The organism is Brevibacterium sp. H602 (genome assembly GCF_051172395.1).
In the GTDB taxonomy this organism is placed as follows: Bacteria; Actinomycetota; Actinomycetes; order Actinomycetales; family Brevibacteriaceae; genus Brevibacterium.
On the sequence record NZ_JBPIZD010000011.1, the window covers coordinates 80,429 to 104,285 of the forward strand.

Below are 23,857 nucleotides of genomic sequence, written 5' to 3' on the forward strand. Positions count from 1 at the left end.
TGGATCAGGTCTGGGTGCGGCGGGACGATCTCAGTCGAAGAAGTGCTCGACGTCGATGGCTCCCCCGTCGCGGGTGAACTCTTCGGTCACCTCGGCGGCGAGAGCATCGTCGACGAGGAAGTCCAGTGCGGTGCACGCAAGACCGTAAGCTGCGTCGAGTGCCGCAATTTCGGCGGCCGGGGTCTGCGCTGCCTCGGCGAATTCACGAGTGTGCAAGGCCACCTCGGCGTCGGCGGTCTTGATGAGCGGATGGATGCCGGGAATCCGGTAGGAGACATTGCCGAAGTCCGTGGACGCAGCGATCGATTCGTCGAGCACTCCGGAGGGAAGCGGTTGGCGACCGCGCGCCTGTTCGTGTTCGCCCCAACGGGCGGTCAGCGTCGAATTCGTGCGCACGGGCAGCGACGGCGGATGTTCGTCCCAGTCGACAGTGACGCCGGTGCCGGTCATGAGCGCGGCACCCTTTGCCGCGTCCTCGACCCGGTCGGAGAGCTCTTTGAGCGTCTCAGGGAACTTCGAACGGACGTAGCACTGCACGGTGGCGGTTTCGGTGATGATCGACGGTCTCGTTCCGCCGTCGGTGATGACCGCGTGCAGACGGGAGATCGGCGGCATCTGCTGCCGCATCAGGCCAAGTCCCTGATAGAAGAGGTTCGCCGCGTCGAGGGCGTTGCGCCCCATGAACGGCTGCGCCGAGGCGTGGGCGGCGACCCCCGAATACGTGACCTTGAGCAGGCGGCGTCCCAGCCACACCTGGTCGGCGCAGTCGTAGCCGTAGCCGTGGACCATGATGGCTGCGTCGATTCCGTCGAAGGCACCGGCCCGGGCCATGACCTCTTTGCCCGAATGACCTTCTTCCGCTGGGGTACCCAACAGCACGACGGTGCCCGGCACGGCGTCGGGGTCCTTCTCGTACAAGGCATGGAGGGCCAGGAACGCACCGACTCCGGCGGTGGCGATGATGTTGTGCCCGCACGCATGCCCGATCTCGGGCAGGGCATCGTATTCGGCGAGGATCGCGATCGTGCGACCGTGGCCGGATCCCGTCGTCGCCCGCAGTGTGGTCTTCACACCGTAGAGGCCGGTCTCGACATCGACTCCGTGCTTCTCCAACACCGAGGCGATCGCGGCGACCGAATCGAACTCTTCGAAGGCCGTCTCGGCGAGATCATGGATGGTGTGGAGCAGACTCGTGAGGTCGCCCTCCGCGGCGTCCAGTCCCGCAGCGATGCCGGACCGGCTCGTCACCGGGGCACCGGTGAAGTCAGAGACCCACTCGGCGGCCTGCTCGGCCCGAGCCCGGGTCTGTCTGGCCATCTCGTCGAGGTAGCTGTCGTCCGGTGCGGTCGAGTGGCCGAGGTCACGGATTTCGCTCATGGGTCACAAGCATAGGTGCCCTGCCGATCTGACACGCCCGGAACGGTCAGACTTCGACGAGGCGGATGGCCAGAGAGTCGATCTTCGCGACGAGGTCCTCGTCACCGGCGACAGTTTCCTGGAACCGGCGCACTTCCTCCGGCGGCACATCGGAGTCGACACCGAGTGTGATGCCGAGCTCCGGACCACCGAGGTGGACACTGTTGCTGCCGGGGCTCACACCGATCCGAGCCAGCCACGGGAAGGACTCGGCGATGGCACGCAGACGCTCGGCCACCTCGGCGTCGGCCCAGGACGGAGTCCAGGGCTGGGACTGCACGAACGCGAACATGGCCGGGCGGCGCAGCAGGAACGAGGACTCGGCCCCCGGATCGAGGACGACGAGCTGGGACTCGGCCTCGATCGCCCCGAGGACGAGCCGTTCGGACTCGATCGGCACGGGACGGGCGCCGGAATGCCACGCCGTCAACGGTGGGATTCCGGAGAACCCTGGAGTGCACTCGCGGCCGTCCTCGGCTTGGAGGCGGACCATCGCCATCTCCGAGGAGTTGTCGGCCATGAGCCCGTTCTCTCCGACCTCCTGATCGACGACCATCGGCACGATCGGGGCATAGAGCCTGGCCCCGGACAGTGCCGCGACGACCTGCTGGTGGGCGGCCGGATCCAGGGGTGCATGAGCGACCTGGGTCAGGGCCTCCAACAGGGCCGCATCCGCCAGCCCGGTGTCACCGGAGAACGGGTTGGGTTTGAGATCCCGGCCCTCCCACGCCTGTCCGGCGGAATCCGTCGGGGTATGGGCGTCGCCCGCCTGGGCATCAGACGCGGCGGACCGGGGCTCGTCCGGCCCATGCGGCTGGCCCGACTCGTGAGGGTGGCCCGGATCGTGCGAGTGCGTGCTCACAGACTCACCGTCCTGCGACGTCGAGGGCTTCTTCCAGAGTGAACTTGCCGGCGTAGAGTGCCTTGCCCACGATCGCCGAGTCGACGCCGAAGGGCACGAGCTCACGGAGGGCACGCAGATCGTCGAGGCTCGAGACTCCGCCGGAGGCGACGATCGGAGAGTCCGTCTTCTGCGCGAGATCCTTGAGCAGGTCGACATTGGGGCCCTGCAGGGTGCCGTCCTTGCGCACATCGGTGACGACGTAGCGGGAGCAGCCTGCGGCTTCGAGGGTGGCGAGGACTTCGTAGAGGTCGCCGCCGTCCTCCGTCCAGCCGCGGGCGGCCAGGGTGGTTCCGCGCACGTCGAGGCCGATGGCGACCTGGTCGCCGAAGCGCGAGATCATCTCGGCCGTCCACTCGGGGTTCTCCAGGGCGGCGGTGCCGATGTTGACGCGCTCGGCTCCCGTGTCGAGTGCACGTTCGAGGCTTTCGGTGTCACGGATGCCACCGGAGAGTTCGACCTTGATCCCCACTGCCTTGACGACCTGGTTGAGCAGATCCGAGTTCGATCCGCGTCCGAAGGCGGCATCGAGGTCGACGAGGTGGATCCATTCGGCGCCGCGGCTCTCGAAGTCCTGAGCGGCGTCGATGGGTGAACCGTAGTCGGTTTCGGTTCCGGCTTCGCCCTGGACGAGGCGGACGGCCTTGCCGTCGGCGACGTCGACGGCGGGGAGGAGGACCAGCTTGTTCGAACTGTCTGTCATTGTGACCTTTCTGCCAGGGTGCCACGGGGTTTGAGGCAACCATAGTCGGTGTGCTCGGTCAGGAGCTGAGTGAGTCTGTGGGGTCGGTGCCGGAGCTGTCGGTGCCGCCCGAACCGTTGCCCGGGCTGCTGTCGGCGGCGAACGAGGCGAGCCAGTTGCGCAGGAGCTTGGCGCCCGCCTCGGCGGATTTCTCGGGATGGAACTGTGCTGCCCAGGTGGTTCCGTCTTCGACAGCAGCGATGAAGTCATTGCCGTGGCGGGCGGTCGTCACCGTCGCGTTCGCCGGCGGCTCGGTCGCAGCGTAGGAGTGGACGAAGTAGAAGCGTTCGTCACCGATGCCGTCGAACATGGCCGAGTCTGCGGGAGCGTTGACCTTCGACCATCCCATATGCGGGATGACCGGTGCCTCGAGGCCGGTGACGGCTCCGGGCCACAGACCGATGCCCTCGGTCTTGACTCCGTGTTCGACTCCGCGGGCGAAGAACACCTGAAGGCCGACGCAGATGCCGAGCAGCGGTCGCCCTTGTTCGTGGCGTGCCCGGATGAGGTCGACTCCCCCGACGTCCTCCAGTCCGGCCATCACGGCCGAAAACGCGCCGACGCCCGGAACCAGCAGTCCGTCGGAGTCGTTGATGACATCGTGATCGGCCGTGAGCGTGACCTCGGCACCGGCCGCGGCGACCGCACGAACGGCGGAACGGACGTTTCCGGCACCGTAGTCGAGGACGGCGACAGTCGTCATCGCTTCGCCCCCTTGCTCAGCACCGACCAGATCCTCCACAGGGAGAACCCGAGGACGATGGCACCGAGTGCGGCGACGACCCAGGCGGTGGTGTTCCCGCCGAGGGCCAGAGCAATGCCGAAGGCCATGACGAGTCCGGCGAGGACGGCGGCGATGATCCACAGCAGAGCGGTGCGTGCCATGGCGGCCCGGCCAGGGCTCATCGTGGCTGCACTAGCCTGCAGCTTCGTCATCGACGAGGTCGGAATATTGCCCTCGACGTCCTCTGCGGCAACGGTTTCGAGCAGGAGACCTTCGAGCACATCGGGCAGGTTCTTCAGCGCCAGCCCGGCCGGCACATCGGATTCTCGGGCGCCGTGGCGGAAGTGGCCGGCGTCGATCTGCTCTTCGCTGCGCACGAGGAGGAGGACCTCATGTTTGCCTGCGAGCTTCGAGATCGCTGCGGCCGCCTCGTTGCCGGCTTTGACATCCGTGTCGGCGAGTACGATTCCGCTGAACTCGCCGATCGGCACGATGGTGCCTGAGATGTTCGACAGCACGCACGCGGCGGCCAGCTGTTGGGCGACCCCGAACGGGGTCACGATGACGGTCGTGCTCACAGGACTCCCTTGGTGCTGGGAACGGAGTTGCTGCGCGGATCGGTTTCGACGGCTTCGCGCAGCGCGCGGGCGAAGGCCTTGAACTCGGCTTCGACGATGTGGTGCGGATCGCGACCGCGCACCAGGTCGAGGTGGACGGTCAGTCCGCCGTTGAAGGCGATCGATTCCAGCGAGTGTGAGGTCATCGAACCGGTGAAGTGACCGCCGATGAGGTGGTACTGCTGGCCTTCGGGCTCGCCTTCGTGGACGAAGTAGGGGCGACCGGAGACGTCGACGACGCACTGGGCCAAGGCCTCGTCCAGTGGCACGGCGGCGAAGCCGTAGCGGCGGATGCCGACCTTGTCGCCGAGAGCTTCGCGCAGGGTCTGGCCGAGCACGATCGAGGTGTCTTCGACGGTGTGGTGGACGTCGATGTGCGTGTCGCCGGTGGCGGTGATGTCGAGGTCGATCATCGAGTGCTTCGACAGGGCGGTGAGCATATGGTCGAAGAACGGCACGCTCGTCGAGATGTTCGAAGTGCCGGTGCCGTCGAGGTTGACGGACACGGACACCGTGGACTCGGACGTGGTGCGTGAGTTCTGGGCCTGCCTCATGGAGTGCCTTTCGTCGGGGCGGCTGATGACGGGGTCGGAGACTGCGGACGATCCGCGAGGATGTCCGGGGATTCGGCGAGGATGTCGTCGATGGCGTTGAGGAACGCTTCGGTCTCCTCCTCGGTGCCGGCGTTGACGCGAGCGTGGCCGGTGATGCCGATATCGCGGATGAGGACTCCGCGGTCAAGGAGCTTCTGCCACAGATCGGCCGGTGAGGCGATGTTGCCGAAGAGAACGAAGTTCGAATCGCTGTCGTGGACGGTGAAGCCCGCCTCGGCGAGGTGGCTGGACATCCGATTGCGCGCGTCGATGAGTCGGTCGACGTTGCCCAGCAGCAGTTCGGCATGTTCGAGTGCCGTGCAGGCCAGCACCTGGGTGACCTCGGACAGGTGGTAAGGCAGGCGGACGAGGCGGAGGACGTCGATGAGCTCGGGTGCGGCGATGGCGTAGCCCAGGCGCAGGCCGGCACAGGCGAAGGCCTTGCTCATGGTGCGGGAGACGACGAGGCGGGGCCGGCCCTCAAGCAGAGTCATCGCCGAAGACTTGGCGGGACGGGAGAATTCCGCATACGCCTCGTCGACGATGACTATCCCTGCGCAGTTGTCGTAGGCGGCTTCGATGACGTCGAGACCGATCGAGGTCCCGGTCGGATTGTTCGGGGTGCACAGGAAGACGATGTCCGGGTTCGCACGCGCCACCTCGGCGGCGACCGTCTCGGCGTCGAGGGTGAAGTCGTCCTTGCGTTCGACGTGCTGCCATTCGGCACCCGTGCCCGTGGTGATGAGCGGGTGCATCGAATAGGAGGGGGTGAAGCCGACGACGGTGCGGCCCGGTCCGCCAAAGGCTTGGACGATATGGCTGAGCACTTCGTTCGAGCCGTTGGCGGCCCAGATCATGGAGGGGTCGAGGTCGACGGAGTCTCTGGCGCGTTCGTTCACACCGTCCAGATAGGTGACGAGGTGTTCGCGCAGTGCGGTGAATTCGCGATCGGGATATCGGTTGAGTCCGGCGAAGTGATCGTCGACGGCGGCGCGCATACTGTCGGCGACGACGTCCGGAAGCGGATAGGCGTTCTCGTTGACGTTGAGTTGGACCGGCACATTGAGGTGCGGAGCCCCGTAGGGCTTGAGGCCGACGAGGTCTGAACGCACTGGCAGAGAGTCGATGTTTCCCACGGCGATCATTCTACCGAGAGGCCCCCGCCGCCCGGGCGGCGGGTCGGGCATCGAGATACGCCGGTCGGCTCACCCGATCGAACGGGTCAGCGCGGTGCCGGTCGGGCCGGCGCCCTGCCGGTCGAGCAGGGTCCGACCTCAGCGGACGGGGACGTCGAGGGTCTGGCCGGGGTGAACCGTCGGTGTGTCCAGGTGGTTGAGCTCGACGATATCGGCAACGACATCGCGGGTGTCGCGGTCGATGCCGAGGTTCGAAGCCACGGTCCACAGCGATTCGCCCTCACCGACGACGACTGCCTCGGCGTCGATGCCGATGCTCTCCGTCTCCGATTCGGCGACGGCAGCTGCCGAGAACGACTGGGTGGCGAGGAGGACCGCTCCGCCGATGACGACGAGAGCGACGAGCAGGGTCCGGAGAAGGCGCACAGCCTGGCGTCCACGAGGGGTCAGGTGCAGCTCGGTGTTCTGTGCAGACATCGCATTACCTCTTTCATTCGTACGATTCCACCAGTAATCGGTAGAACGTCTGTTCTATTCAACATGCCAATCGAACAAATGTCCAGTCCAACTCGAACATCTATGCGACAATGAGAGGGAACCAGCGTTGTTGATTGATCTGTCAGAACCATCTCAGTCGGCACTGACACGAGAATTTCCGAAGCGGAGATCACGGCGTTCAGCGGCAGGGAATAGAACGAAGGGGAACGAGCAATGGTTCAGAACAAACGAGGCAGAGGCAGGCCTCGCAACGAAGATGTTGCCAGCGAGATCGCTGCCGCTCGCACCGATGACGACGTCGTCCAGATCCCTGAGGGGTCATCCGGTGAGGGCGACTTCCGCCTCACTCCCCGTCAGCGTCTCGTGCTTGAGACCATCGAACGCGCGGTCGTGACCAACGGCTACCCGCCGAGCATGCGCGAGATCGGCAAGGCCGCCGGGCTGGCCTCCCTCTCCAGCGTCGCCCACCAGCTCTCCCAGCTCGAACGCCTCGGCTATGTCCGCCGCGACCCGAAGCGCCCGCGTGCGATCGAAGTGGTCAATCCGTTCGAAGAGGAAGAGGCAGAGCGCGCGAAGTACGAGGAGCTCGCCAACAACACCGTGCAGGTGCCCGTCGTCGGACGCATCGCCGCCGGTGGCCCGATCCTGGCCGAGCAGGAAGTCGACGATGTCTTCTCCCTGCCGACCCAGGTCGTCGGCTCCGGTGAGATGTTCCTGCTCAAGGTCGTCGGCGATTCGATGATCGAAGCCGCCATCTGCCACGACGACTGGGTGGTGGTGCGCAAGCAGCACACCGCTGACAACGGTCAGATCGTCGCCGCCCTCCTCGACGGCGAGGCCACGGTGAAGACCCTCAAACGCAAGGCCGGTCAGCAGTGGCTGATGCCGCAGAACGAGAACTACGAACCCATCGACGGCACCTACGCGCAGATCATGGGCCTCGTCGTCGCCGTCATCCGCCGCCTCTGATCTTCCGTCGGCTCTCCGCAGTCTGAACGCAAAGGCCCGCGACCGAATCGGTCGCGGGCCTTTGTGTCATCCTTCGTCGGTTTCGGCCAGCCTCGCCAGGCTCTTGCGGACGAGGCCGGAATTCGTCGTCGGCCACATCCGCGGCATCGAATTGACGAGGAACCCGGCATACCGGGCCGAGCGCAGCCGCGAGTCGAGCACGGCCACCACTCCCCTGTCCTTGGTCGACCGGATGAGGCGTCCGGCTCCCTGAGCCAGGCGCAGGGCGGCATGCGTGGCCGACACCGCCATGAATCCGTTGACTCCCCGCTGGTCGGCATCGCGTGCCCGCGCCTGCATGAGCGGGTCGTCGGGACGGGGGAACGGCAGACGGTCGATGATGACCAGGCGGTTCGTCCGTCCCGGCACATCGACTCCCTGCCACAGTGACATGGTTCCGAACAGGCAGGTCTGGTCGTCGGCTGTGAACTGAGAGACCAGCGCCGGCAGGCCGTCATCGCCTTGGAGCAGGATCGGGAAATCGAACTTCTTCCGCAGGTGTTCGGCTGCCGCGTGGGCCGCCGCCCGGGAGGAGAACAGGCCCAGTGCCCCGCCGTTCGAGGATTCGACGAGTTGTTCGAGTTCGGTCAGTGCTTCTACGCTCAGTCCGCTGCGTCCGGGCTTGGGCAGGTGGGAGGCGACATAGAGGATGCCCTGTTTGCCGTAGTCGAAGGGTGATCCGACATCGAGGCTGTCCCATTTCGGGGCGTCGGGTCCGAAGAGTCCCAACGAGGCTGCCACTGCGTCGAAGTTGCCACCCAGGGACAGAGTCGCCGAGGTGGCCACGACCGTGGATTCTTCGAAGATGCCGTTGCGCATGGTCCCGGCCACGCTCAAGGGTGCGACGACGAGATTCGTCGTCTCCTTCTCGCGGAAGGTCGAACGCGACAGCCAGATGACGTCGTTCTTTCCCGGGTCGCAGAAGCGTTCGGCGAGTTCGAAGATCTCCTGGCAGCGTGCCTTGGCCATCTGCCGGCCCGCGTCGGCCTCCTCGGTCTTGCCGCCGATGTCGTTGATGATCTGGCGGGCAGAATCGCGGATCTGCGCCAGAGCCAGTCCGAGCGTCTCGCTCATGTGGAGGATGAGCCCCTCGGGCACCGAGGTCTGCGCACGTTCGAGTGCCGCCGCGGCGGAGTCGAGCAGAGACACGACGCCGTCCTGGACGGTGGTGTGTTTGCGTACGGAACTCGTCGCGGCCGAGAGCATGCTCGTGTTGATCTGCCCGGACAGGGCGCTGGTGACCCGGTCCTTGAGCTCGTGGGCCTCGTCGATGATGATGACATCGTGTTCGGGCAGCACGTTCGATTCCCCGAAGGCGTCGATGGCCAGCAGGGCATGGTTCGTCACGACGATATCGGCTTCGGCGGCATTGTTCCGGGCGATTTCGGCGAAGCATTCGGTGAACAGCGGACAGTTCGAACCGAGGCAGTCGAAGGCGTTGACGGACACCTGTGACCAGGCACGATCGCTGACGCCGGGTAGGAGATCGTCGCGGTCGCCGGTGTCAGTGGTCTTCTCCCAGGTGCGGATCCGCTGGATCTCCTCCCCCAGCCCGGAGCGTTCGGTGGGTTTGCGTCCCGCCTCGGCGTCGGCACCGAGGTCGAAGAGCATGCCCTCGCCCTCGTCGGGGTACCCGCCGGCGAGCTTGTGCTTGCACACATAGTTCCGGCGCCCCTTGAGCAGTGCCGCCCGGGGCAGCGGATCGAGGTCCTTCTTCACGGCCTTGAACAGCCGGGGCAGGTCGCGGTGGATGATCTGCGTCTGCAGGGCCAGGGTCGCCGTTGAAACGACGACCTTCCCGCCGGTGCGGGTGACGTACTCGGCCGCCGGCACCAGGTAGGCCAAAGATTTGCCGGTGCCGGTTCCCGCCTGCACGAGCAGATGGATTCCCTTGTCCAGCGACGAGGCGACCGCCTGCGCCATCTCCTGCTGACCCTCGCGTGGCGATCCGCCGATGGCGCCGACAGCGGATTCGAGGAGGGTGTCGACTGCCTTCACTCGTCGATGACCAGGTCCGGACGTTGGAATTCGCGCAGTTCGTCGACGAGCTCGGTCGGCACCTTGGCCTGCAGGCTGGTGCCCTCCGTGCCGTGCGACTCGTGTTCGACCGTGCCGAGGGCGTAGATCTTCGACACGAGGTCACCGCGTTCATAGGGAATGAGCACGGTCATGTCGATGTCCGGGACGGGAAGGCGGTTCTCGATGGCCTCGATGAGGTCATCGATCCCTTCCTTCGAGACTGCGGAGACGAACTGGGCGTCGGGATACTCCGCGCGCAGGCCGGTGATCACGGCCTCCTCGGCGATATCTGCCTTGTTGAACACGAGGAGTTCGGGGATATCCCCGGTCTCGACGTCTTTGAGGACGTCGCGCACGGCCTGGATCTGTCCGTGCGGATCCGGGTGGGAGGCATCGACGACGTGGAGGAGCAGATCCGAGCCGGCGGCTTCCTCCAGGGTCGAGCGGAAGGCCTCGACGAGCTGGTGGGGCAGGTTGCGGACGAACCCGACGGTGTCGGTGTAGGTGAAGACGAGGCCGTCGGCGGTCTTCGCCTGCCGGACGGTCGGATCGAGGGTGGCGAACAGGGCGTTCTGCACCATCACCTCGGCGTCGGTGAGCAGGTTGAGCAGGGAGGACTTGCCCGCGTTCGTGTAGCCGACGATCGCGACGGAGGGTACGTGGTGGCGGGCGCGGTTCTTCCGCTTGGTCTCGCGGGAGGGCGCCATGGCGTTGATCTCGCGGCGCAGCTTCGACATGCGCGTACGGATACGACGACGGTCGAGTTCGATCTTCGTCTCACCGGGTCCGCGGGAGCCGATTCCGGCACCGCCGGCGACACGGCCGCCGGCCTGACGGGACAGGGACTCACCCCAACCGCGCAGTCGCGGCAGGAGGTATTCGAGTTGGGCGAGTTCGACCTGGGCCTTGCCTTCGCGGGATTTCGCGTGCTGGGCGAAGATGTCGAGGATGAGCGCGACGCGGTCGACGACCTTGACCTTGATGACGTCCTCGAGTCCGCGCCTCTGGCTGGGGGCGAGTTCGGAGTCGATGATCACGGTGTCGGCGCCGACGGAGGCGACGACCTCGGCGAGTTCGGCAGCCTTGCCTTTGCCGAGGTAGGTGCCCGGGTCCGGCTTGTCGCGACGCTGGATGAGCGCGTCGAGGACCTCGGAACCGGCGGTTTCGGCGAGTGCGGCGAGTTCGCGGATCGAGTTCTCGGCTTCGGCCTGGGTGGTGTTCCAGATGCCGGCGAGGACGACGCGTTCGAGGCGGACCTGACGGTATTCGACCTCGGTGATGTCTTCGAGCTCGGTGGAGAGTCCGGCGACGCGGGTGAGGGCGGCGCGCTCGGCGAGGTCGAACTGGTCATCGCCCTGGGTGGTGTCGTGATCATCGAGGGCTTGGGCGCCTCGGGAGAGCACACGATCGAGCATCGCGTTGCGACGCTCCTTGTCTTCAGACGTCATTCATTCCTTTGTTCTCTGCCGCCCGCACGGAACTTCTCGTGCGGACGTCGTCATGCTTGCCACCGGTCCAGGCGATTCGCACCGACGGTGGTGTCCATCAATTCTCCCACAGCCGTCTAGACTGAAACGGTGTCAGAGCACTATTTCACCGAATCGCCGAGCAGCGAGGCCAAGTCGCGGGTACTCAACCTCGATCTGGCCGGCCGCGCCGTCACCGTCGAAACCGTATCCGGCACGTTCTCGCCCACTCGCCTCGACCTCGGCACCGCTGTGCTGCTGCGGCATCTGGCTGAGCCGCCGGCCGGCGATATCCTCGATCTCGGCTGCGGTTGGGGGCCGATCGCCCTGCACACGGCCTTGGATGCCCAGGACGCCGAGGTGGATGTTCGAGTGTGGGCACTCGACGTCAACTCCCGGTCCCTGGAGACCACCGCGGCGAATGCGCGCAGGCTGGGTCTCGATACGATCAACACCGTCACCGCCGCTGATGTTCCCGCCGACCTGCAGTTCGCCGCGATCCGGTCGAATCCGCCGATCCGCATCGGCAAGGAAGCGCTGCACGAACTCTTGGAGACCTGGCTGCCGCGTCTGGCGCCGGGCGGCCGCGCCGATCTCGTCGTGTCGAAGAACCTCGGCGCCGATTCCCTGCAGAAGTGGATCGCCGGGATGCTCGGCGACGGATTCGAGGTCGTGCGCACGGGATCGTCGAAGGGCTTCCGCGTGCTCACGGTCGAACGCGACTGAGCTCAGCCGATCGTGCCGCTGGCGACGAGGACCGCGGGGCCGGCAAGGCTGACGCGTCCGCTCGTGCCTTCGGCGTTGGGTTCGATTTCGATGCGCAGCTGACCGCCGGGCACGTCGACTCTCCACTGCAGAGGTGACTTCTCGCCTGCCCAGTGGTGGGCTGCGATCGCTGCCGCGCAGGCGCCGGTTCCGCAGGAGCGGGTCTCACCGACGCCGCGTTCGAACACGCGCATGCGCAGGGCGCCTTCTCCCCCGGCCACATCGGATCGGGCGGGTTCCATGACGATGTATTCGACATTGGATCCCTGTGCCGGGACGGGGTCGAGGACGGGGGCATCGCGCAGTTCGGCTGCTGCGAGTTCGGAGTTCTCGGCCAGGGCGACGACGGTGTGCGGGTTGCCGGTGGACACGCGCAGTCCGGGACGGGCGACGTCGATTCCGCCGGTGGTCACGAGCACGCTGCTCGCGGGGTCGAGTGACCATTCGCCCATGTCGATCGTGTACCAGGCGTCGCTGGCCGATCCGGGTCCCGCTGTGCCGGTGTCGACGACGTCGTCTCCGGTCTGAACGCCGAGGGCGGGATTGAGGGTGGTGCGCACGGCTTTGATGCCGTCACGGGTGCCGACGAGGATCTCGCGGGCATCGGCGGGGACGCGACCGCTGGTCACGAGTGCGTGGGCGAATACGCGAACGCCGTTGCCGCACATCTCGGAGAGGCTGCCGTCGTTGTTGTAGTAGTCCATGAACCATTCGGCACCGGCGTCGGCCTGTTCGGCGGCTCCCGGGATGCCGCTGGCTGCGGAGCGGACGATGCGGATGATGCCGTCGGCGCCGAGTCCTGCACGTCGGTCGGCGAGCGTGGCGACGGTTTCGGGATGCATCTCCAGTGTGCTGTCGTCGTCGGAGAGCAGAACGAAGTCGTTCTGGGTGCCGTGCCCCTTGAGGAAGCTGACATCGGTCCAGGCGGCGAACGGGGTATTCGGAGTGCTCATGGCTCCATCTTATCGGTGAGCGTCCAGTCAGGTCTTCAGTGCCCGTTCAGGACGTCGAGTGCCGCCGCCAGATTCTGTTCGGCGTCGGCGGCGCTGCCGTCGATCCAGCGGATGCGCGGGTCGCGGCGGAACCAGGTGTCCTGTCGGCGTGCGAACTGCCTTGTGCGGATCGTCGTCTCTTCCTTCGCCTCGGCGACGGTGAGTTCTCCGGCCAGGTGGCGTTGGATCTGTGCGTATCCGATGGCGCGCGATGCCGTCTTGCCTTCGGCCAATCCGACGTCGAGGAGTCGCAACACTTCGTCGACCCACCCGTGGTCCCACATGAGTTCGACTCGGGCGGCGATGCGCTCATGCAGAATCGCCCGGTCCATGCTCAATCCCAGATGGATGGTCGGTTCGATCTCCTGGTAGTCCGGCAGTTGGGCGCTGAAGGGTCGTCCTGTGAGTTCGATGACTTCGAGGGCTCGGGCGATACGTCGTTGGTCGTTGACGGTGATCTTCTCGGCCGCTTTCGGGTCGAGCTTGCGCAGTTTCTGGTGCAGCGCCCACCGGTCTGTTGCGACCTCGGCCTCGAGGCGGGCTCGCACCTCGGGATCCGTGCCCGGGAACTCCATATGGTCGACCGCGGCGCGCACGTAGAGTCCGGACCCGCCGACGAGGATCGGACGCAGTCCGCGCTCCCGGATGTCCGCAATCGCTGCGCGTGCACGCGCTTGGAAGTCCTGAACGTTCGCCTCTTCGGTGACGTCGAGGATATCGATGAGGTGATGCGGAATCCCCCGGCGCTCATCGACCGGCAGCTTCGCCGTGCCGATGTCCATCCCTCTGTAGAACTGCATCGAATCCGTGTTGATGATCTCCCCGCCGAGGCGGCCTGCCAGATCCAGCGCCAGGTCGGATTTCCCGGTGGCAGTGGCTCCGACGACGGTGATGATCGGCGCAGTGTCCTCAGTCATCGACGATCACTCCCAGAGTCCGGTGCCGCAGACAGAACGCACCTCGTGGACACGTTCGTCGACGACCAGCTCCAGAGTCGATACACGAGCACCCTGGTCGACGGCGTGGCGGATGCCGGCAGCCAGCACACTGAGGTTGGCGGCCATGGCCCCTGCTTGGTCGCAGAGGTCGAGCAGTCTTTCGTTGTCGATTGACGTCCCGGAGGTGATTGCTTCGACGACAGCACGATCAAATTCCGCGGCACCGTCGATCGGGGCCAAGGGTGCATCCTCTGCTGCGGCTCCGGACAGGTCGATGGGGAGGAGGAGGTTCTCGCTCGATCCGAGCGGGCCGATGTCGATTCCGACGGCGTGAGCGTGAAGGATCACGACGACGATGGCGGGGTCGGCCGCCTCGGCGAGTCTGCGTTCGTCCGTCGTCAGACCTTCAACGGTGTCGACCCACTCGGTCCCGGACAGATACTGACCGGTGCGAGTATCGACGCCGCGGTCGATTCCCCACCCGCCGAGCCCAGCCACGGGTGGCAGGGTCTCGATGGGCAGGGCCCAATCGGTCTGCGTCCTCAGAGTGTCGCGGATAACGGTCCGCAGTTCGACCATTCGCGCCGTCTCGCTGCGGTCGATGTTCTCGAGCAGCACCGGGGCTGCCGGGGTGATGGCGAAGGCGCCCATCTCAGCCGCGAGGGCGGATGGTCGGCATACCGAGATTCGTCGCGCCGGCTGCACCTTGTCCGGGGCTCGGTGCGCCGCAGCTGTCGGCCTGTGCCCGGTCGTAGGCGTCACCTGCTCGGGACGGGCGTACGGAGAATCCGGAGTCGGCGAGGAGGAAGTAGGGCTTCGCCTCGGTGACGGTGGCGGTGACGAAATCACCGGGTCGCGGCATCTGGGAGCCTTCGGGGATTCCGACGTGGACGAGGCGGTTGTCTTCGGCGCGACCGCTCAGTCGTGGGCACTCGTCGTGGGGCAGCTTGGTCACGAGCACTTCGACCTCACGACCGACCTGGGCTTTGTTCTCGTCCCAGGCGATCTCATCCTGGAGCGCGGTGAGGCGTTCGAACCGCTCCTGCACGACGTCCTTCGGCACCTGGTTGTCCATCGTGGCCGCCGGTGTGCCGGGGCGGATGGAGTACTGGAAGGTGAAGGCCTGTGAGAAGCGGGCACGGCGGACGATGTCCATCGTGCCTTGGAAGTCCTCTTCGGTCTCTCCGGGGAAGCCGACGATGATGTCGGTGGTGATGGCTGCGTGCGGGATGCGTTCGCGCACGGAGTCGAGGATGTTCATGAACCGCTTGGTGCGGTATGAGCGGCGCATGGATTTGAGGATCGTGTCCGAACCGGACTGCAGCGGCATGTGCAGCTGCGGCATGACGGTCGGGGTCTCTGCCATCGCGTCGATGACGTCGTCGGAGAATGCGGCCGGGTGCGGGCTGGTGAAGCGGACCCGCTCGATTCCATCGACGTTGCCGACGGCGCGCAGCAGTTTTGCGAATGCGCCCTTGTCACGGAATTCGGCGCCGTAGGAGTTGACGTTCTGCCCGAGCAGGGTGACTTCGACGACTCCGTCGGAGACGAGTGCTTCGACTTCGGCGAGGATGTCGCCGGGACGGCGGTCCTTCTCTTTGCCCCGCAGGCTGGGCACGATGCAGAAGGTGCACGTGTTGTTGCAGCCGACCGAGATCGATACCCAGCCGGAGTGCTGGGATTCGCGGCGGCTGGGCAGGGTGGAGGGGAAGACGTCGAGGCTTTCGAGGATCTCGACCTGGGCTTCCTCGTTGTGGCGGGCGCGTTCGAGCAGCGCCGGCAGGGATCCCATGTTGTGGGTGCCGAAGACCACGTCGACCCAGGGCGCCTTCTTCACGATGGTGTCGCGGTCCTTCTGTGCCATGCATCCGCCGACGGCGATCTGGAGGCCGGGGTGGTTCTCTTTGACCTTCGCGAGCTGGCCGAGGTTGCCGTAGAGGCGGTTGTCCGCGTTCTCGCGGACGGCGCAGGTGTTGAAGACGACGACGTCTGCCTGGTCGTCGGTGTTCGCCTGAACGTAGCCGGCATCGTCGAGCAGTCCGGACAGACGCTCGGAGTCGTGCACGTTCATCTGGCATCCGTAGGTCTTGACCTCGTAGCTGCGAGGGGTGGTTCCGGATGTCGTCGGGGATTCAATCAGTTCAGTCATGGCGCACCCATTCTAGCCGTTCCCCGGAAGGCGTTTCAGTCTTCTGCGAGCACTTCCCGTGTGACCTTGATGCAGATCGCCGAGGGGAAGCCGCGGCGGGCGAGCATGCCGAGGATTCGGCGCTCCCGCACCGCATAGTCGAGGCGCCTGGTAGAGGCGGCTTTCTTCTCGGCGACTTCGCGGGCGAGCTCTTCCTCGCCGTCGATATCGGCCACGGCGTCGGAGGCGAGTTCGGGGCTGATGCCCTTCTTGCTCAGTTCGCGTTTGAGCACGGACCGGGAGAGTTTCCGGTTCTCGCGCTGTGCCCGTGCGAAGCGGTGGGCGAATTCTTCGTCGTTGAGCAGACGCGAATTCTGCAGCTTCTCGATGAGGACATCGATCGCTTCGGGCATGAGGTCGCGTTTGAGGAGTTTCTTGCGCAGTTCGTCGCTGGAGTGGTCGCGCATCGCGAGCATGTTCATCGCCGTCTTCTTCGCCTGCGCGTAATCCGCGTCGAAGTCGGGAGCGTCGTCTTCGTCGTCGTCGAAGCTCAGCCCGGGACCGGCAGCGAAGTCAGGCGCGACATCGCCACCGCTCGCCAGGAAATCTGGACCATCATTCTCGGCCGCAAGGAAATCAGGGACGTCGATGAAATCCGGAGTCGAGTCGGTACCGCCTTCGACCCACCCGTTGTCCGGTTCCTGCTGCTGTCGCTTCCAGCCGCTGGAGTTCTTCTTGCGCTTCGACCCCGAGCTCTTTCGTTTGGCAGTTCGACCATTGCCACCGGTGACATCATCGTCATTGAGTCCGGAGAGACCGGCGAAGAAACCGGCCTCCCCTTCGGCATGACGTTGGTCGATCTCCGAGATCGCACTGCGCAGCTGCGAGAGTGTCTCGGTCTGAGGCGAATCGGTCCGACCCGAGTCCCCCGCACCGACCGTGTCGGTCGATGCGGCGGGCTCGTGGCCGGCGAATTCGTCGTCAGTCGACGAAGCGTCAGGAGACTTCGACGTCATCCGTCTGTGCTTCTCCGGCCAACTCGGCGCCTTCCTCGGGTTCGTCGACCTGGATGAGACCCAGCTTGTGCTTGATCTTCAGCTCGATCTCTTCGGCGAGGCCCGGATTGTCGCGGAGGAAGTTGCGGACGTTCTCCTTGCCCTGCCCCAGCTGATCACCGTCGTAGGTGAACCAGGATCCGGACTTGCGCACGATGCCGTTGTCGACGCCCATATCGATGAGGCTGCCTTCGCGGGAGATGCCGTGGCCGTAGAGGATGTCGAACTCGGCCTGCTTGAACGGCGGAGCGACCTTGTTCTTCACGATCTTCGCACGCGTCCGGTTGCCGACCGCGTCCTGACCTTCCTTGAGGGTCTCGATGCGACGGACGTCGATGCGCACGGAGGCGTAGAACTTCAGCGCCTTACCGCCCGAGGTGGTCTCCGGGGAACCGAAGAAGACGCCGACCTTCTCACGCAGCTGGTTGATGAAGATCGCGGTGGTCTTCGACTGGGCCAGGGCGCCGGTGATCTTACGCAGAGCCTGCGACATCAGGCGAGCCTGCAGACCGACGTGGCTGTCGCCCATCTCGCCTTCGATTTCGGCCTTGGGCACAAGGGCCGCGACGGAGTCGATGACGATGACGTCGAGGGCCCCGGAGCGGATGAGCATATCGGCGATCTCGAGAGCCTGCTCACCGGTGTCCGGCTGGGAGACGAGGAGCTGATCGGTGTCGACGCCGAGCTTCTTCGCATACTCGGGGTCGAGTGCGTGCTCGGCATCGATGAACCCGGCGATTCCGCCGGCCTTCTGAGCATTCGCCACGGCATGGAGGGCCACGGTCGTCTTACCGGAGGATTCCGGACCGTAGATCTCGACGACGCGACCGCGCGGCAGACCGCCGATGCCCAGAGCGATGTCGAGTGCGACCGAACCGGTCGGGATGGAGGCGATGGGCTCACGCACACCGTCGCCGAGGCGCATGATCGCGCCCTTGCCGTAGTTGCGATCGATCTGGCCCATTGCGGCTTCGAGTGCCTTCGACTTGTCTCCGCCGGTGGGAACCTGAAGGTTCTTGGGTGTACGTGCCATGACGTCTCCTCTTCGTTGCTTTTCCGTTGAGACCAAGGCTAGAAGATGGCACTGACATAACGACAGAGGAAGCGATTCCCCCGTGGATAACCAGCCACTCGTGGTCACAGGTCCCGTGATTCCCCACCAGGATAACCCACATGGGAACAGGTGTTCTATATATTCGGGTGTGTCGCGTGTCTCCGCGAGATTCAGCCCTGGGCCAGGCCCAGCTGCCAGGTGAGGCCGAAGCGGTCACCCAGCCACCCGAATGGGCCGAATCCGTAGTCGTCGAGCGGCATGAACACAGTTCCGTCTGTGCTCAGTGCGGTGAAGATGCGTTCGAGCTCCTCAGCCGATTCGCAGTCGACCATAAGTGACACACCGGGAGTGATGTCCCACTCGTGTGCGACGAAGCTGTCGCTGAAGCGCAGTCTCTGGCCGGCGATCTCGATCTCGGACATGATGACCGTGCCTTCGGCGCCCGGACCGTCGGGACCGTAGCGATTGTCGAGGATCACTCGTCCGTCGGCGAAGACCTCGAGGTAGGTCTCCATGGCCTCGGCGGCGTTCTGTCCACGACTGGGCTGGAATGTGATGAACGGGACGGCCTGATTCATGCGGTCAGTCTACACGCGGGCGGCACGGCGCCGACAGTAAAGACCATCACTGCTCCGACCAGACAGAGTCACAGACAATGCCGAGCGCCCCCGATCGATCAAAACTGCTCCGATCCAGCAGAACGGCATCGAGCCTCGGTCAGAACGGCGTCGCGCGCGGCTTCTCCTTGCCGAGGCGCCGAGATTCGGGAACGCCCATGGAATCGCAGACGGCGGTCCAGATGTCGCGGGGTTCGACTCCGGCTTCGAACGCCTGGGCTGCGGTCCGCGAACCCAAGGAGCTCAGAGTGAGGTCGGTGTGCAGGGAGGCGGCGCGGGCCTCACCGAACTCCTCGTTCATGAGGATCCAGTAGAGCGTGTGCCGCATCAGGGTTTGGCGGCCAGCCGCGAAGCAGAGTATCCCTCGGGATGACCGAGGATCTTGTCCGAGAGCTCCTGCGGAATGGTGTCGGGGATCTGCACGCCTTCTTCGAGAGCGAAGCGATCGGACACAGACGACAGCAGTGCCGACAGCGGCAGGTCGAGTGCTTCACAGATCGCCGACAGCAGCTCCGAGGAGGCTTCCTTCTGTCCGCGCTCGATTTCGCTGAGGTAGCCGAGCGACACGCTGGCACCGGTCGAGACATCGCGAAGGGTGCGTCCTTGACGACGGCGGGCGGAACGAAGTGCGTCGCCGATTTCGACTCTCAGTAACATAACGCGGCCCTCCCTTTGTCAGCGCGTCCCGTCAATGTAGTTCCAATAACCTTACAACCTGGCCGTGACACAGCACCAACCTGGTGCCCCGAGCGGATGGTATTGCCAGTCCATTCGAAGATTTTGGAGAATTTTCGTCCGATGGTCATCACCCGGTCAACCCCACAGCAGACGAACTTATTCCGTGGCGTCCTCACGAGCATTCGACGCCTGCCCGGCCTCGGGTCCGAAGGCGAGTTCGCCGACGAATTCGTCGAGGTTGACGGCCATCGCCTGCACCGTCTGACTGCGGATGGCATCACGGTCGCCGGTGAACTCGTGTTCGAAGACCTTCGCTTTCCCGCCGAAGGCGATCGCCGTGTAGACGAGTCCGACGGGCTTGTCGTCCTGCGGGTCTGGTCCGGCGACTCCGGTGCAGGAGATCCCGATGTCGGCGACGCACTGCACGGCCGTGCCGACGGCCATCTGCGCGGCGACGACCGGGTCGATCGGTCCGGTCTCCTCGAGGTGGTCGGCATCGACTCCGGCCAGGCTCGCTTTGAGGTCGGTGGCGTAGGTGACCAGTCCCCCGCGCACCACTACTGAGGCGCCCGGCACATCCACGAGCGAGGCGACGAAGCGTCCCCCGGTCAGCGACTCCGCCGACGCCAGCGAGATCCCCAGCTGAGAACAGGTGGAGATGATGCGACGCGCGGTCGCCAACAGCTCGGACTCAGCCACGCTGCGCGTCCCCATCGGACTGCGCGTTCCCGCCGTTCTTCGCGTCTTTGTACAGCTTGGCCGCCTGGACGCAATAGTCGACGCCGGTGACGATGGTGGAGACGATGGCCGCGGTCATGATGACCCAGGCAAGTATGAGCAGAATGACGTAGACAACGGACGGCAGCACGGCCGAGAGCGGGAAGACCAACAGGAAGAGTCCGATCGCCGCGGTCTGCAGAACGGTCTTGACCTTGCCCCCGCGCGAGGCGGGCATGACGGCGATGCGGATCATGAAGAACCGCAGCACGGTGATCCCGAATTCGCGGACGAGGATGATCACGGGCACCCACCACGGCAGCTCGACGATGATCGCCAGACCGATGAGTGCCGCGGCCATGAGCGACTTGTCAGCGATCGGGTCGGCGATCTTGCCGAAGTTCGTGATGAGGTCGTTTCGCCTGGCCAGGTAGCCGTCGACGAAGTCGGTGAACATGGCCAGCAGGAATACGATGAGTGCCCACCAGCGCAGTGTCACATCGTTGCCGCCGTCTGCCAGCAGAAGCACGAGGAACAGGGGCACCATGAGGATGCGCAGCACCGTGAGTGCGTTCGGGACATTCCACGGACTCGGTTCTGCGGAGGGCTGCTGAGAGGCTCCGGCCTCGACTCGATCGTTCACGCATCCAGCCTATCGGAGTGAGCTGAGCAGATCATTCCAACCAGGGCCATCTCAACCACAATCGCCGAGGCGGCGCACCGTCGGTACGGTGCGCCGCCCTCGGCGAGGGGTGGGGTTCTTATCGGATCAGCGGCCGGTGAGCTGCCAGGCGTCCTCTCCGCTGGCCTCGACGACCTCGAGTCCGGTCTCCGGATCGACGTCGCCGACGGTGAGGTCGCCGGCATGACCGACGCCGTTCGCGTAGCGGTCGGGCGATGCCGATCTGTACGCCGACGCCGAGCCGTGGGAGGTCTCGCCGTAGTCGTCGTCGAACTCCTCGTCATAGTCCCCGGCTGCCGAGGCGTGCCCGGATCCGGTCTGTTCGGACTGGCCGTGGACTCCGTCGGTCGGGGCGTCGGCAGCGGCGCCGCCGGAATCCTCGGGCGGGGTCTCGCCCTTGATGATGGCCAGGGTGCCCGGCAGGTCGTCGGGGCGCACGAGCACGTCGCGGGCCTTCGATCCCTCGGAGGGTCCGACGATGCCGCGGGACTCCATGAGGTCCATGAGGCGACCGGCCTTGGCGAAGCCGACGCGCAGTTTGCGCTGCAGCATCGAGGTCGAGCCGAACTGCGTGGTGACGACCTGCTCGATCGCCTGGAGCAGCAGTTCGAGGTCGTCTCCGATGTCCTCGTCGATCTGCTTCTTCGGCGCTTCGACGGCCACGTCTTCGCGGTAGTTCGGGGTGAGCTGGCTCTTGACGTGTTCGACGACCTTCTCGATCTCGGACTCGTTGACCCAGGCGCCCTGGACACGCATCGGCTTGGCCGCGCCCATCGGCAGGAACAGGGCGTCGCCCTGACCGATGAGCTTCTCTGCGCCGGGCTGGTCGAGCACGACTCGGGAGTCGGCCAGCGACGAGGTCGCGAATGCCAGCCGGGAGGGCACGTTGGCCTTGATGAGGCCGGTGACGACGTCGACGCTGGGTCGCTGGGTGGCGAGCACCAGGTGGATGCCGGCGGCACGGGCCAGCTGAGTGATGCGCTGGATCGAGGCTTCGACGTCGCGCGGGGCGACCATCATGAGGTCGGCGAGCTCGTCGACGACGACCAGCAGGTACGGGTAGGGCTGGAGGACTCGTTCGGATCCGGCGGGCGGCTGGATGCGGCCCTCGCGGACGGCCTTGTTGAACTCCTTGACGTGCTTGAACCCGTAGTTCGCGAGGTCGTCGTAGCGGGCGTCCATTTCGCGCACGACCCATTCGAGCGCCTCGGCGGCCTTCTTCGGGTTCGTGATGATCGGGGTGATCAGGTGCGGGATGCCTTCGTAGATCGTCAGCTCGACGCGCTTGGGGTCGACGAGGATCATGCGGACCTCATCGGGGGTCGCGCGCATCATGATCGAGGTGATCATGGAGTTCACGAAGCTCGACTTACCGGCACCGGTGGCACCGGCGACGAGGAGGTGGGGCATCTTCGAGAGGTCGGCGACGACGAATCCGCCTTCGACGTCCTTGCCCACGCCCATGACCATGGGGTGGTCGGTCTTGCGGGCGGCCTTCGAGCGCAGCACGTCACCGAGCGCCACGTTCTCGCGGTCAGTGTTCGGGATCTCGATGCCGATGGCCTTCTTGCCGGGGATCGGCGAGAGGATGCGGACATCGGCGCTGGCCACAGCGTAGGCGATGTTCTTCGACAGCGCCGTGACCTTCTCGACCTTCGTGCCGGCGCCGAGCTCCACCTCGTAGCGGGTGACTGTGGGGCCACGGGAGAATCCGGTGACCTCGGCGTCGATCTTGAACTGCTCGAGCACATCGCGCAGGGCTTCGACGACACGATCGTTGGCCTCGGAGCGCTCCTTCGCGGGAGGTCCGGGCTGGAGGTTGTCGGAGGCGGGCAGGGTGTAGGTGACGTCCCCGGCCAGGGTGAGCTGTTCGACGCGTTCGGGAAGCTGCTCCGTGGGCGGGGGTGCGGGTGCGTTCGTCGTCGGCACCGGCGCCGAGGCGGCAGCAGGCTCGGACTTCTTCGCCTGGTTCGCGGCGTCGTCGTCCATCCCGATGGTCTTCTTCAGCTCGGCCATCTCGCGTTCGGCCTTGGTGGGCCGGCGCTGGCCGGGCTTGAGCTTGGGCTCCGGATCGGTTTCGATCCGCGTGGTATCGGCTTCTTCGTCGCTGACGTCGTCTTCGTGGATGTAGGCCTTGTCGTAGGCCTTCGTCGCGGTGTCGTCGTCGGCGGATTCGGCGTCGAGATCGGGGATCTCGGTCTTCTTCTTCCGGCTGCGGCGCTTGGCGCCCATCACGGGTTTGAGGTCGGAGGTCCGACCGTTCTCGGCAACGAGGTCGGACTGTTTGGTCTCGGCCGCCTCGGCGTCGGTTTCGGGGCGGGCTCCGCCGGTCAGGCGGTAGTACAGGTCGGTGAGGCGACGGGGAATCGCGCGCACCGGGGTCGCGGTGACCACGAGCAGGGAGAACAGCCCGAGGAGGACGAGAAGCGGCACCGCCACGTACACGGTGGTCGCGACGACCAGCGGCGAGGACACGACGAATCCGAGCGCGCCTCCTCCGTTGGCCATGGCCTCACGGGAGTTCGTGAAGGTCGGGTTGCCGGCGGCGATATGGGCCAGGCCCGAGGCAGCCAGCAGGCCGAAGATCATCCCGATGAGGATGCGGTTGTTGCCGCGGTTGTCGTCGCCGCGCAGGAACAGGCGGATCGCGTAGCAGGTGAAGACCACCGGCAGGGCGAGTGCCACCCGGCCGAAGGTGCCTTCGACGACTCCGCGGACGCCGTCGCTGATCGCGCCGGGGATGTTCCACCATTCGAAGGCGGCGATGATGATCGAGAGTCCGATGAGGAAGAAGGCTGTGCCGTCCCGCTTCGTCGGTGATTGATCGGTCGGTTCGTCGCTGAGAGTCTTTCGCGCACGGTTTCCGGCCATGTGGGCCACTCCCCTCCATGCACCGGTGACAACGTTTGTCCCGGGTTCTTCGGTCCCCGCTTGACCGGACCGACCAGCGTTTTTGCGCGCTGTGCGTTTCCCGGAACCAGAAGCGGGGGAAGTCGTTCTGGTCGCCATGTCTCTCATCTTAGGACGATATTGCGCTCCTGCCCAGCAAATCCGCAGGTTTCGGCGTGTGGTGCGGCGGCCCGCGGGGGCAGCTGTGAAGCACGGATTCGC

General features: G+C 65.6%; 24 protein-coding genes. 2 read left to right on the top strand and 22 right to left on the bottom strand.

Going from position 1 to position 23,857, the window contains the following annotated elements; all coding sequences use genetic code 11:
* Positions 1-30: 30 nt before the first annotated feature.
* From ACSBQT_RS10085 to ACSBQT_RS10120, 8 genes are all read right to left on the bottom strand, one after another.
* Positions 31-1,377 carry a M20 family metallopeptidase gene (locus ACSBQT_RS10085; protein ID WP_435001656.1) on the bottom strand — a complete coding sequence of 449 codons (1,347 nt, stop codon included), beginning with the start codon at positions 1,375-1,377 and terminating at the stop codon, positions 31-33.
* 46 nt (positions 1,378-1,423) lie between these two features.
* Complete coding sequence (locus tag ACSBQT_RS10090) at positions 1,424-2,278, bottom strand: SseB family protein (RefSeq protein ID WP_435001657.1); 855 nt, start codon at positions 2,276-2,278, stop codon at positions 1,424-1,426.
* A gap of 4 nt (positions 2,279-2,282) precedes the next feature.
* The gene (priA, locus tag ACSBQT_RS10095; RefSeq protein WP_435001658.1) at positions 2,283-3,020 is read right to left on the bottom strand and encodes a bifunctional 1-(5-phosphoribosyl)-5-((5-phosphoribosylamino)methylideneamino)imidazole-4-carboxamide isomerase/phosphoribosylanthranilate isomerase PriA; all 738 of its coding nucleotides are present in this window, start codon (positions 3,018-3,020) and stop codon (positions 2,283-2,285) included.
* Positions 3,021-3,078: 58 nt separating this feature from the next.
* A complete protein-coding gene (hisH, locus tag ACSBQT_RS10100; RefSeq protein ID WP_435001659.1) occupies positions 3,079-3,762 on the bottom strand; it encodes an imidazole glycerol phosphate synthase subunit HisH in 684 nt (227 codons plus the stop codon).
* Entirely contained in the window at positions 3,759-4,361 is a 603-nt protein-coding gene (locus ACSBQT_RS10105; protein ID WP_435001660.1) for a hypothetical protein, read from the bottom strand. The genes hisH and ACSBQT_RS10105 overlap by 4 nt, the downstream gene beginning before the upstream one ends.
* On the bottom strand, positions 4,358-4,954 hold the full coding sequence (gene hisB, locus ACSBQT_RS10110; RefSeq protein ID WP_062244078.1) for an imidazoleglycerol-phosphate dehydratase HisB: 597 nt from the start codon (positions 4,952-4,954) through the stop codon (positions 4,358-4,360). The genes ACSBQT_RS10105 and hisB overlap by 4 nt, the downstream gene beginning before the upstream one ends.
* The gene (locus ACSBQT_RS10115) at positions 4,951-6,129 is read right to left on the bottom strand and encodes a histidinol-phosphate transaminase (RefSeq protein ID WP_435001661.1); all 1,179 of its coding nucleotides are present in this window, start codon (positions 6,127-6,129) and stop codon (positions 4,951-4,953) included. The genes hisB and ACSBQT_RS10115 overlap by 4 nt, the downstream gene beginning before the upstream one ends.
* A 138-nt stretch (positions 6,130-6,267) precedes the next feature.
* On the bottom strand, positions 6,268-6,606 hold the full coding sequence (locus ACSBQT_RS10120) for a LysM peptidoglycan-binding domain-containing protein (protein ID WP_181272074.1): 339 nt from the start codon (positions 6,604-6,606) through the stop codon (positions 6,268-6,270).
* Positions 6,607-6,840: 234 nt separating this feature from the next.
* Here ACSBQT_RS10120 and lexA point away from each other — a divergent pair, with 234 nt between their 5' ends.
* Positions 6,841-7,596: a transcriptional repressor LexA gene (lexA, locus tag ACSBQT_RS10125; protein ID WP_092012603.1), complete on the top strand. Its 756-nt coding sequence runs from the start codon at positions 6,841-6,843 to the stop codon at positions 7,594-7,596.
* 66 nt (positions 7,597-7,662) lie between these two features.
* On the opposite strand, the gene ACSBQT_RS10130 is transcribed toward lexA, so the two are convergent.
* Together ACSBQT_RS10130 and hflX are read right to left on the bottom strand one after the other, a co-directional pair.
* Entirely contained in the window at positions 7,663-9,633 is a 1,971-nt protein-coding gene (locus ACSBQT_RS10130) for an ATP-dependent DNA helicase (protein ID WP_435001662.1), read from the bottom strand.
* Entirely contained in the window at positions 9,630-11,102 is a 1,473-nt protein-coding gene (gene hflX / locus ACSBQT_RS10135) for a GTPase HflX (protein ID WP_435001663.1), read from the bottom strand. The genes ACSBQT_RS10130 and hflX overlap by 4 nt, the downstream gene beginning before the upstream one ends.
* 129 nt (positions 11,103-11,231) lie before the next feature.
* Between hflX and ACSBQT_RS10140 the strand changes: the two genes are divergently transcribed.
* Positions 11,232-11,846, top strand: a complete 615-nt coding sequence (locus ACSBQT_RS10140) for a class I SAM-dependent methyltransferase (RefSeq protein WP_410711272.1) — start codon at positions 11,232-11,234, stop codon at positions 11,844-11,846.
* A gap of 2 nt (positions 11,847-11,848) precedes the next feature.
* Here the strand turns inward: ACSBQT_RS10140 and dapF are convergent, their stop codons facing one another.
* The 12 genes from dapF to ACSBQT_RS10200 form a co-directional block, all read right to left on the bottom strand.
* A complete protein-coding gene (dapF, locus tag ACSBQT_RS10145) occupies positions 11,849-12,838 on the bottom strand; it encodes a diaminopimelate epimerase (protein ID WP_410711271.1) in 990 nt (329 codons plus the stop codon).
* A gap of 35 nt (positions 12,839-12,873) precedes the next feature.
* Positions 12,874-13,794, bottom strand: coding sequence for a tRNA (adenosine(37)-N6)-dimethylallyltransferase MiaA (gene miaA, locus ACSBQT_RS10150; protein ID WP_435001664.1), 921 nt, complete (start codon positions 13,792-13,794; stop codon positions 12,874-12,876).
* A gap of 6 nt (positions 13,795-13,800) precedes the next feature.
* Positions 13,801-14,466 (bottom strand): hypothetical protein, encoded by a 666-nt coding sequence (locus tag ACSBQT_RS10155; RefSeq protein ID WP_435001665.1) that lies wholly within the window; start codon positions 14,464-14,466, stop codon positions 13,801-13,803.
* A 1-nt stretch (position 14,467) separates the two neighbouring features.
* The gene (gene miaB / locus ACSBQT_RS10160) at positions 14,468-15,964 is read right to left on the bottom strand and encodes a tRNA (N6-isopentenyl adenosine(37)-C2)-methylthiotransferase MiaB (RefSeq protein WP_435001666.1); all 1,497 of its coding nucleotides are present in this window, start codon (positions 15,962-15,964) and stop codon (positions 14,468-14,470) included.
* Between the two features lie 35 nt (positions 15,965-15,999).
* Positions 16,000-16,959: a regulatory protein RecX gene (locus ACSBQT_RS10165; RefSeq protein ID WP_435001667.1), complete on the bottom strand. Its 960-nt coding sequence runs from the start codon at positions 16,957-16,959 to the stop codon at positions 16,000-16,002.
* Positions 16,940-18,031 carry a recombinase RecA gene (gene recA / locus ACSBQT_RS10170; protein ID WP_435001668.1) on the bottom strand — a complete coding sequence of 364 codons (1,092 nt, stop codon included), beginning with the start codon at positions 18,029-18,031 and terminating at the stop codon, positions 16,940-16,942. The genes ACSBQT_RS10165 and recA overlap by 20 nt, the downstream gene beginning before the upstream one ends.
* Before the next feature lie 191 nt (positions 18,032-18,222).
* Complete coding sequence (locus ACSBQT_RS10175; protein ID WP_435001669.1) at positions 18,223-18,630, bottom strand: VOC family protein; 408 nt, start codon at positions 18,628-18,630, stop codon at positions 18,223-18,225.
* Positions 18,631-18,769: 139 nt separating this feature from the next.
* Complete coding sequence (locus ACSBQT_RS10180) at positions 18,770-18,997, bottom strand: DUF3046 domain-containing protein (RefSeq protein WP_410711264.1); 228 nt, start codon at positions 18,995-18,997, stop codon at positions 18,770-18,772.
* Complete coding sequence (locus ACSBQT_RS10185) at positions 18,997-19,326, bottom strand: helix-turn-helix domain-containing protein (RefSeq protein WP_435001670.1); 330 nt, start codon at positions 19,324-19,326, stop codon at positions 18,997-18,999. Before ACSBQT_RS10185 ends, ACSBQT_RS10180 begins: the two co-directional genes overlap by 1 nt.
* 177 nt (positions 19,327-19,503) lie before the next feature.
* Entirely contained in the window at positions 19,504-20,046 is a 543-nt protein-coding gene (locus ACSBQT_RS10190) for a CinA family protein (protein WP_435001671.1), read from the bottom strand.
* Complete coding sequence (gene pgsA, locus ACSBQT_RS10195) at positions 20,039-20,707, bottom strand: CDP-diacylglycerol--glycerol-3-phosphate 3-phosphatidyltransferase (RefSeq protein WP_435001672.1); 669 nt, start codon at positions 20,705-20,707, stop codon at positions 20,039-20,041. Before pgsA ends, ACSBQT_RS10190 begins: the two co-directional genes overlap by 8 nt.
* A gap of 126 nt (positions 20,708-20,833) precedes the next feature.
* Positions 20,834-23,617: a DNA translocase FtsK 4TM domain-containing protein gene (locus ACSBQT_RS10200; RefSeq protein WP_435001692.1), complete on the bottom strand. Its 2,784-nt coding sequence runs from the start codon at positions 23,615-23,617 to the stop codon at positions 20,834-20,836.
* Positions 23,618-23,857: the final 240 nt, after the last annotated feature.

Bases quoted from the DNA above. Each gene is read 5' to 3' on its own strand.
- ACSBQT_RS10180 (WP_410711264.1), bottom strand. From the start codon at position 18,997: ATGCGGCACACGCTCTACTGGATCCTCATGAACGAGGAGTTCGGTGAG.
- hflX (WP_435001663.1), bottom strand. From the start codon at position 11,102: ATGACGTCTGAAGACAAGGAGCGTCGCAACGCGATGCTCGATCGTGTG.
- hisB (WP_062244078.1), bottom strand. From the start codon at position 4,954: ATGAGGCAGGCCCAGAACTCACGCACCACGTCCGAGTCCACGGTGTCC.
- ACSBQT_RS10200 (WP_435001692.1), bottom strand. From the start codon at position 23,617: ATGGCCGGAAACCGTGCGCGAAAGACTCTCAGCGACGAACCGACCGAT.
- ACSBQT_RS10155 (WP_435001665.1), bottom strand. From the start codon at position 14,466: ATGGGCGCCTTCGCCATCACCCCGGCAGCCCCGGTGCTGCTCGAGAAC.
- lexA (WP_092012603.1), top strand. From the start codon at position 6,841: ATGGTTCAGAACAAACGAGGCAGAGGCAGGCCTCGCAACGAAGATGTT.
- priA (WP_435001658.1), bottom strand. From the start codon at position 3,020: ATGACAGACAGTTCGAACAAGCTGGTCCTCCTCCCCGCCGTCGACGTC.
- miaA (WP_435001664.1), bottom strand. From the start codon at position 13,794: ATGACTGAGGACACTGCGCCGATCATCACCGTCGTCGGAGCCACTGCC.
- hisH (WP_435001659.1), bottom strand. From the start codon at position 3,762: ATGACGACTGTCGCCGTCCTCGACTACGGTGCCGGAAACGTCCGTTCC.
- ACSBQT_RS10165 (WP_435001667.1), bottom strand. From the start codon at position 16,959: ATGACGTCGAAGTCTCCTGACGCTTCGTCGACTGACGACGAATTCGCC.
- dapF (WP_410711271.1), bottom strand. From the start codon at position 12,838: ATGAGCACTCCGAATACCCCGTTCGCCGCCTGGACCGATGTCAGCTTC.
- recA (WP_435001668.1), bottom strand. From the start codon at position 18,031: ATGGCACGTACACCCAAGAACCTTCAGGTTCCCACCGGCGGAGACAAG.
- ACSBQT_RS10085 (WP_435001656.1), bottom strand. From the start codon at position 1,377: ATGAGCGAAATCCGTGACCTCGGCCACTCGACCGCACCGGACGACAGC.
- ACSBQT_RS10175 (WP_435001669.1), bottom strand. From the start codon at position 18,630: ATGAATCAGGCCGTCCCGTTCATCACATTCCAGCCCAGTCGTGGACAG.
- ACSBQT_RS10185 (WP_435001670.1), bottom strand. From the start codon at position 19,326: ATGTTACTGAGAGTCGAAATCGGCGACGCACTTCGTTCCGCCCGCCGT.
- ACSBQT_RS10120 (WP_181272074.1), bottom strand. From the start codon at position 6,606: ATGTCTGCACAGAACACCGAGCTGCACCTGACCCCTCGTGGACGCCAG.
- miaB (WP_435001666.1), bottom strand. From the start codon at position 15,964: ATGACTGAACTGATTGAATCCCCGACGACATCCGGAACCACCCCTCGC.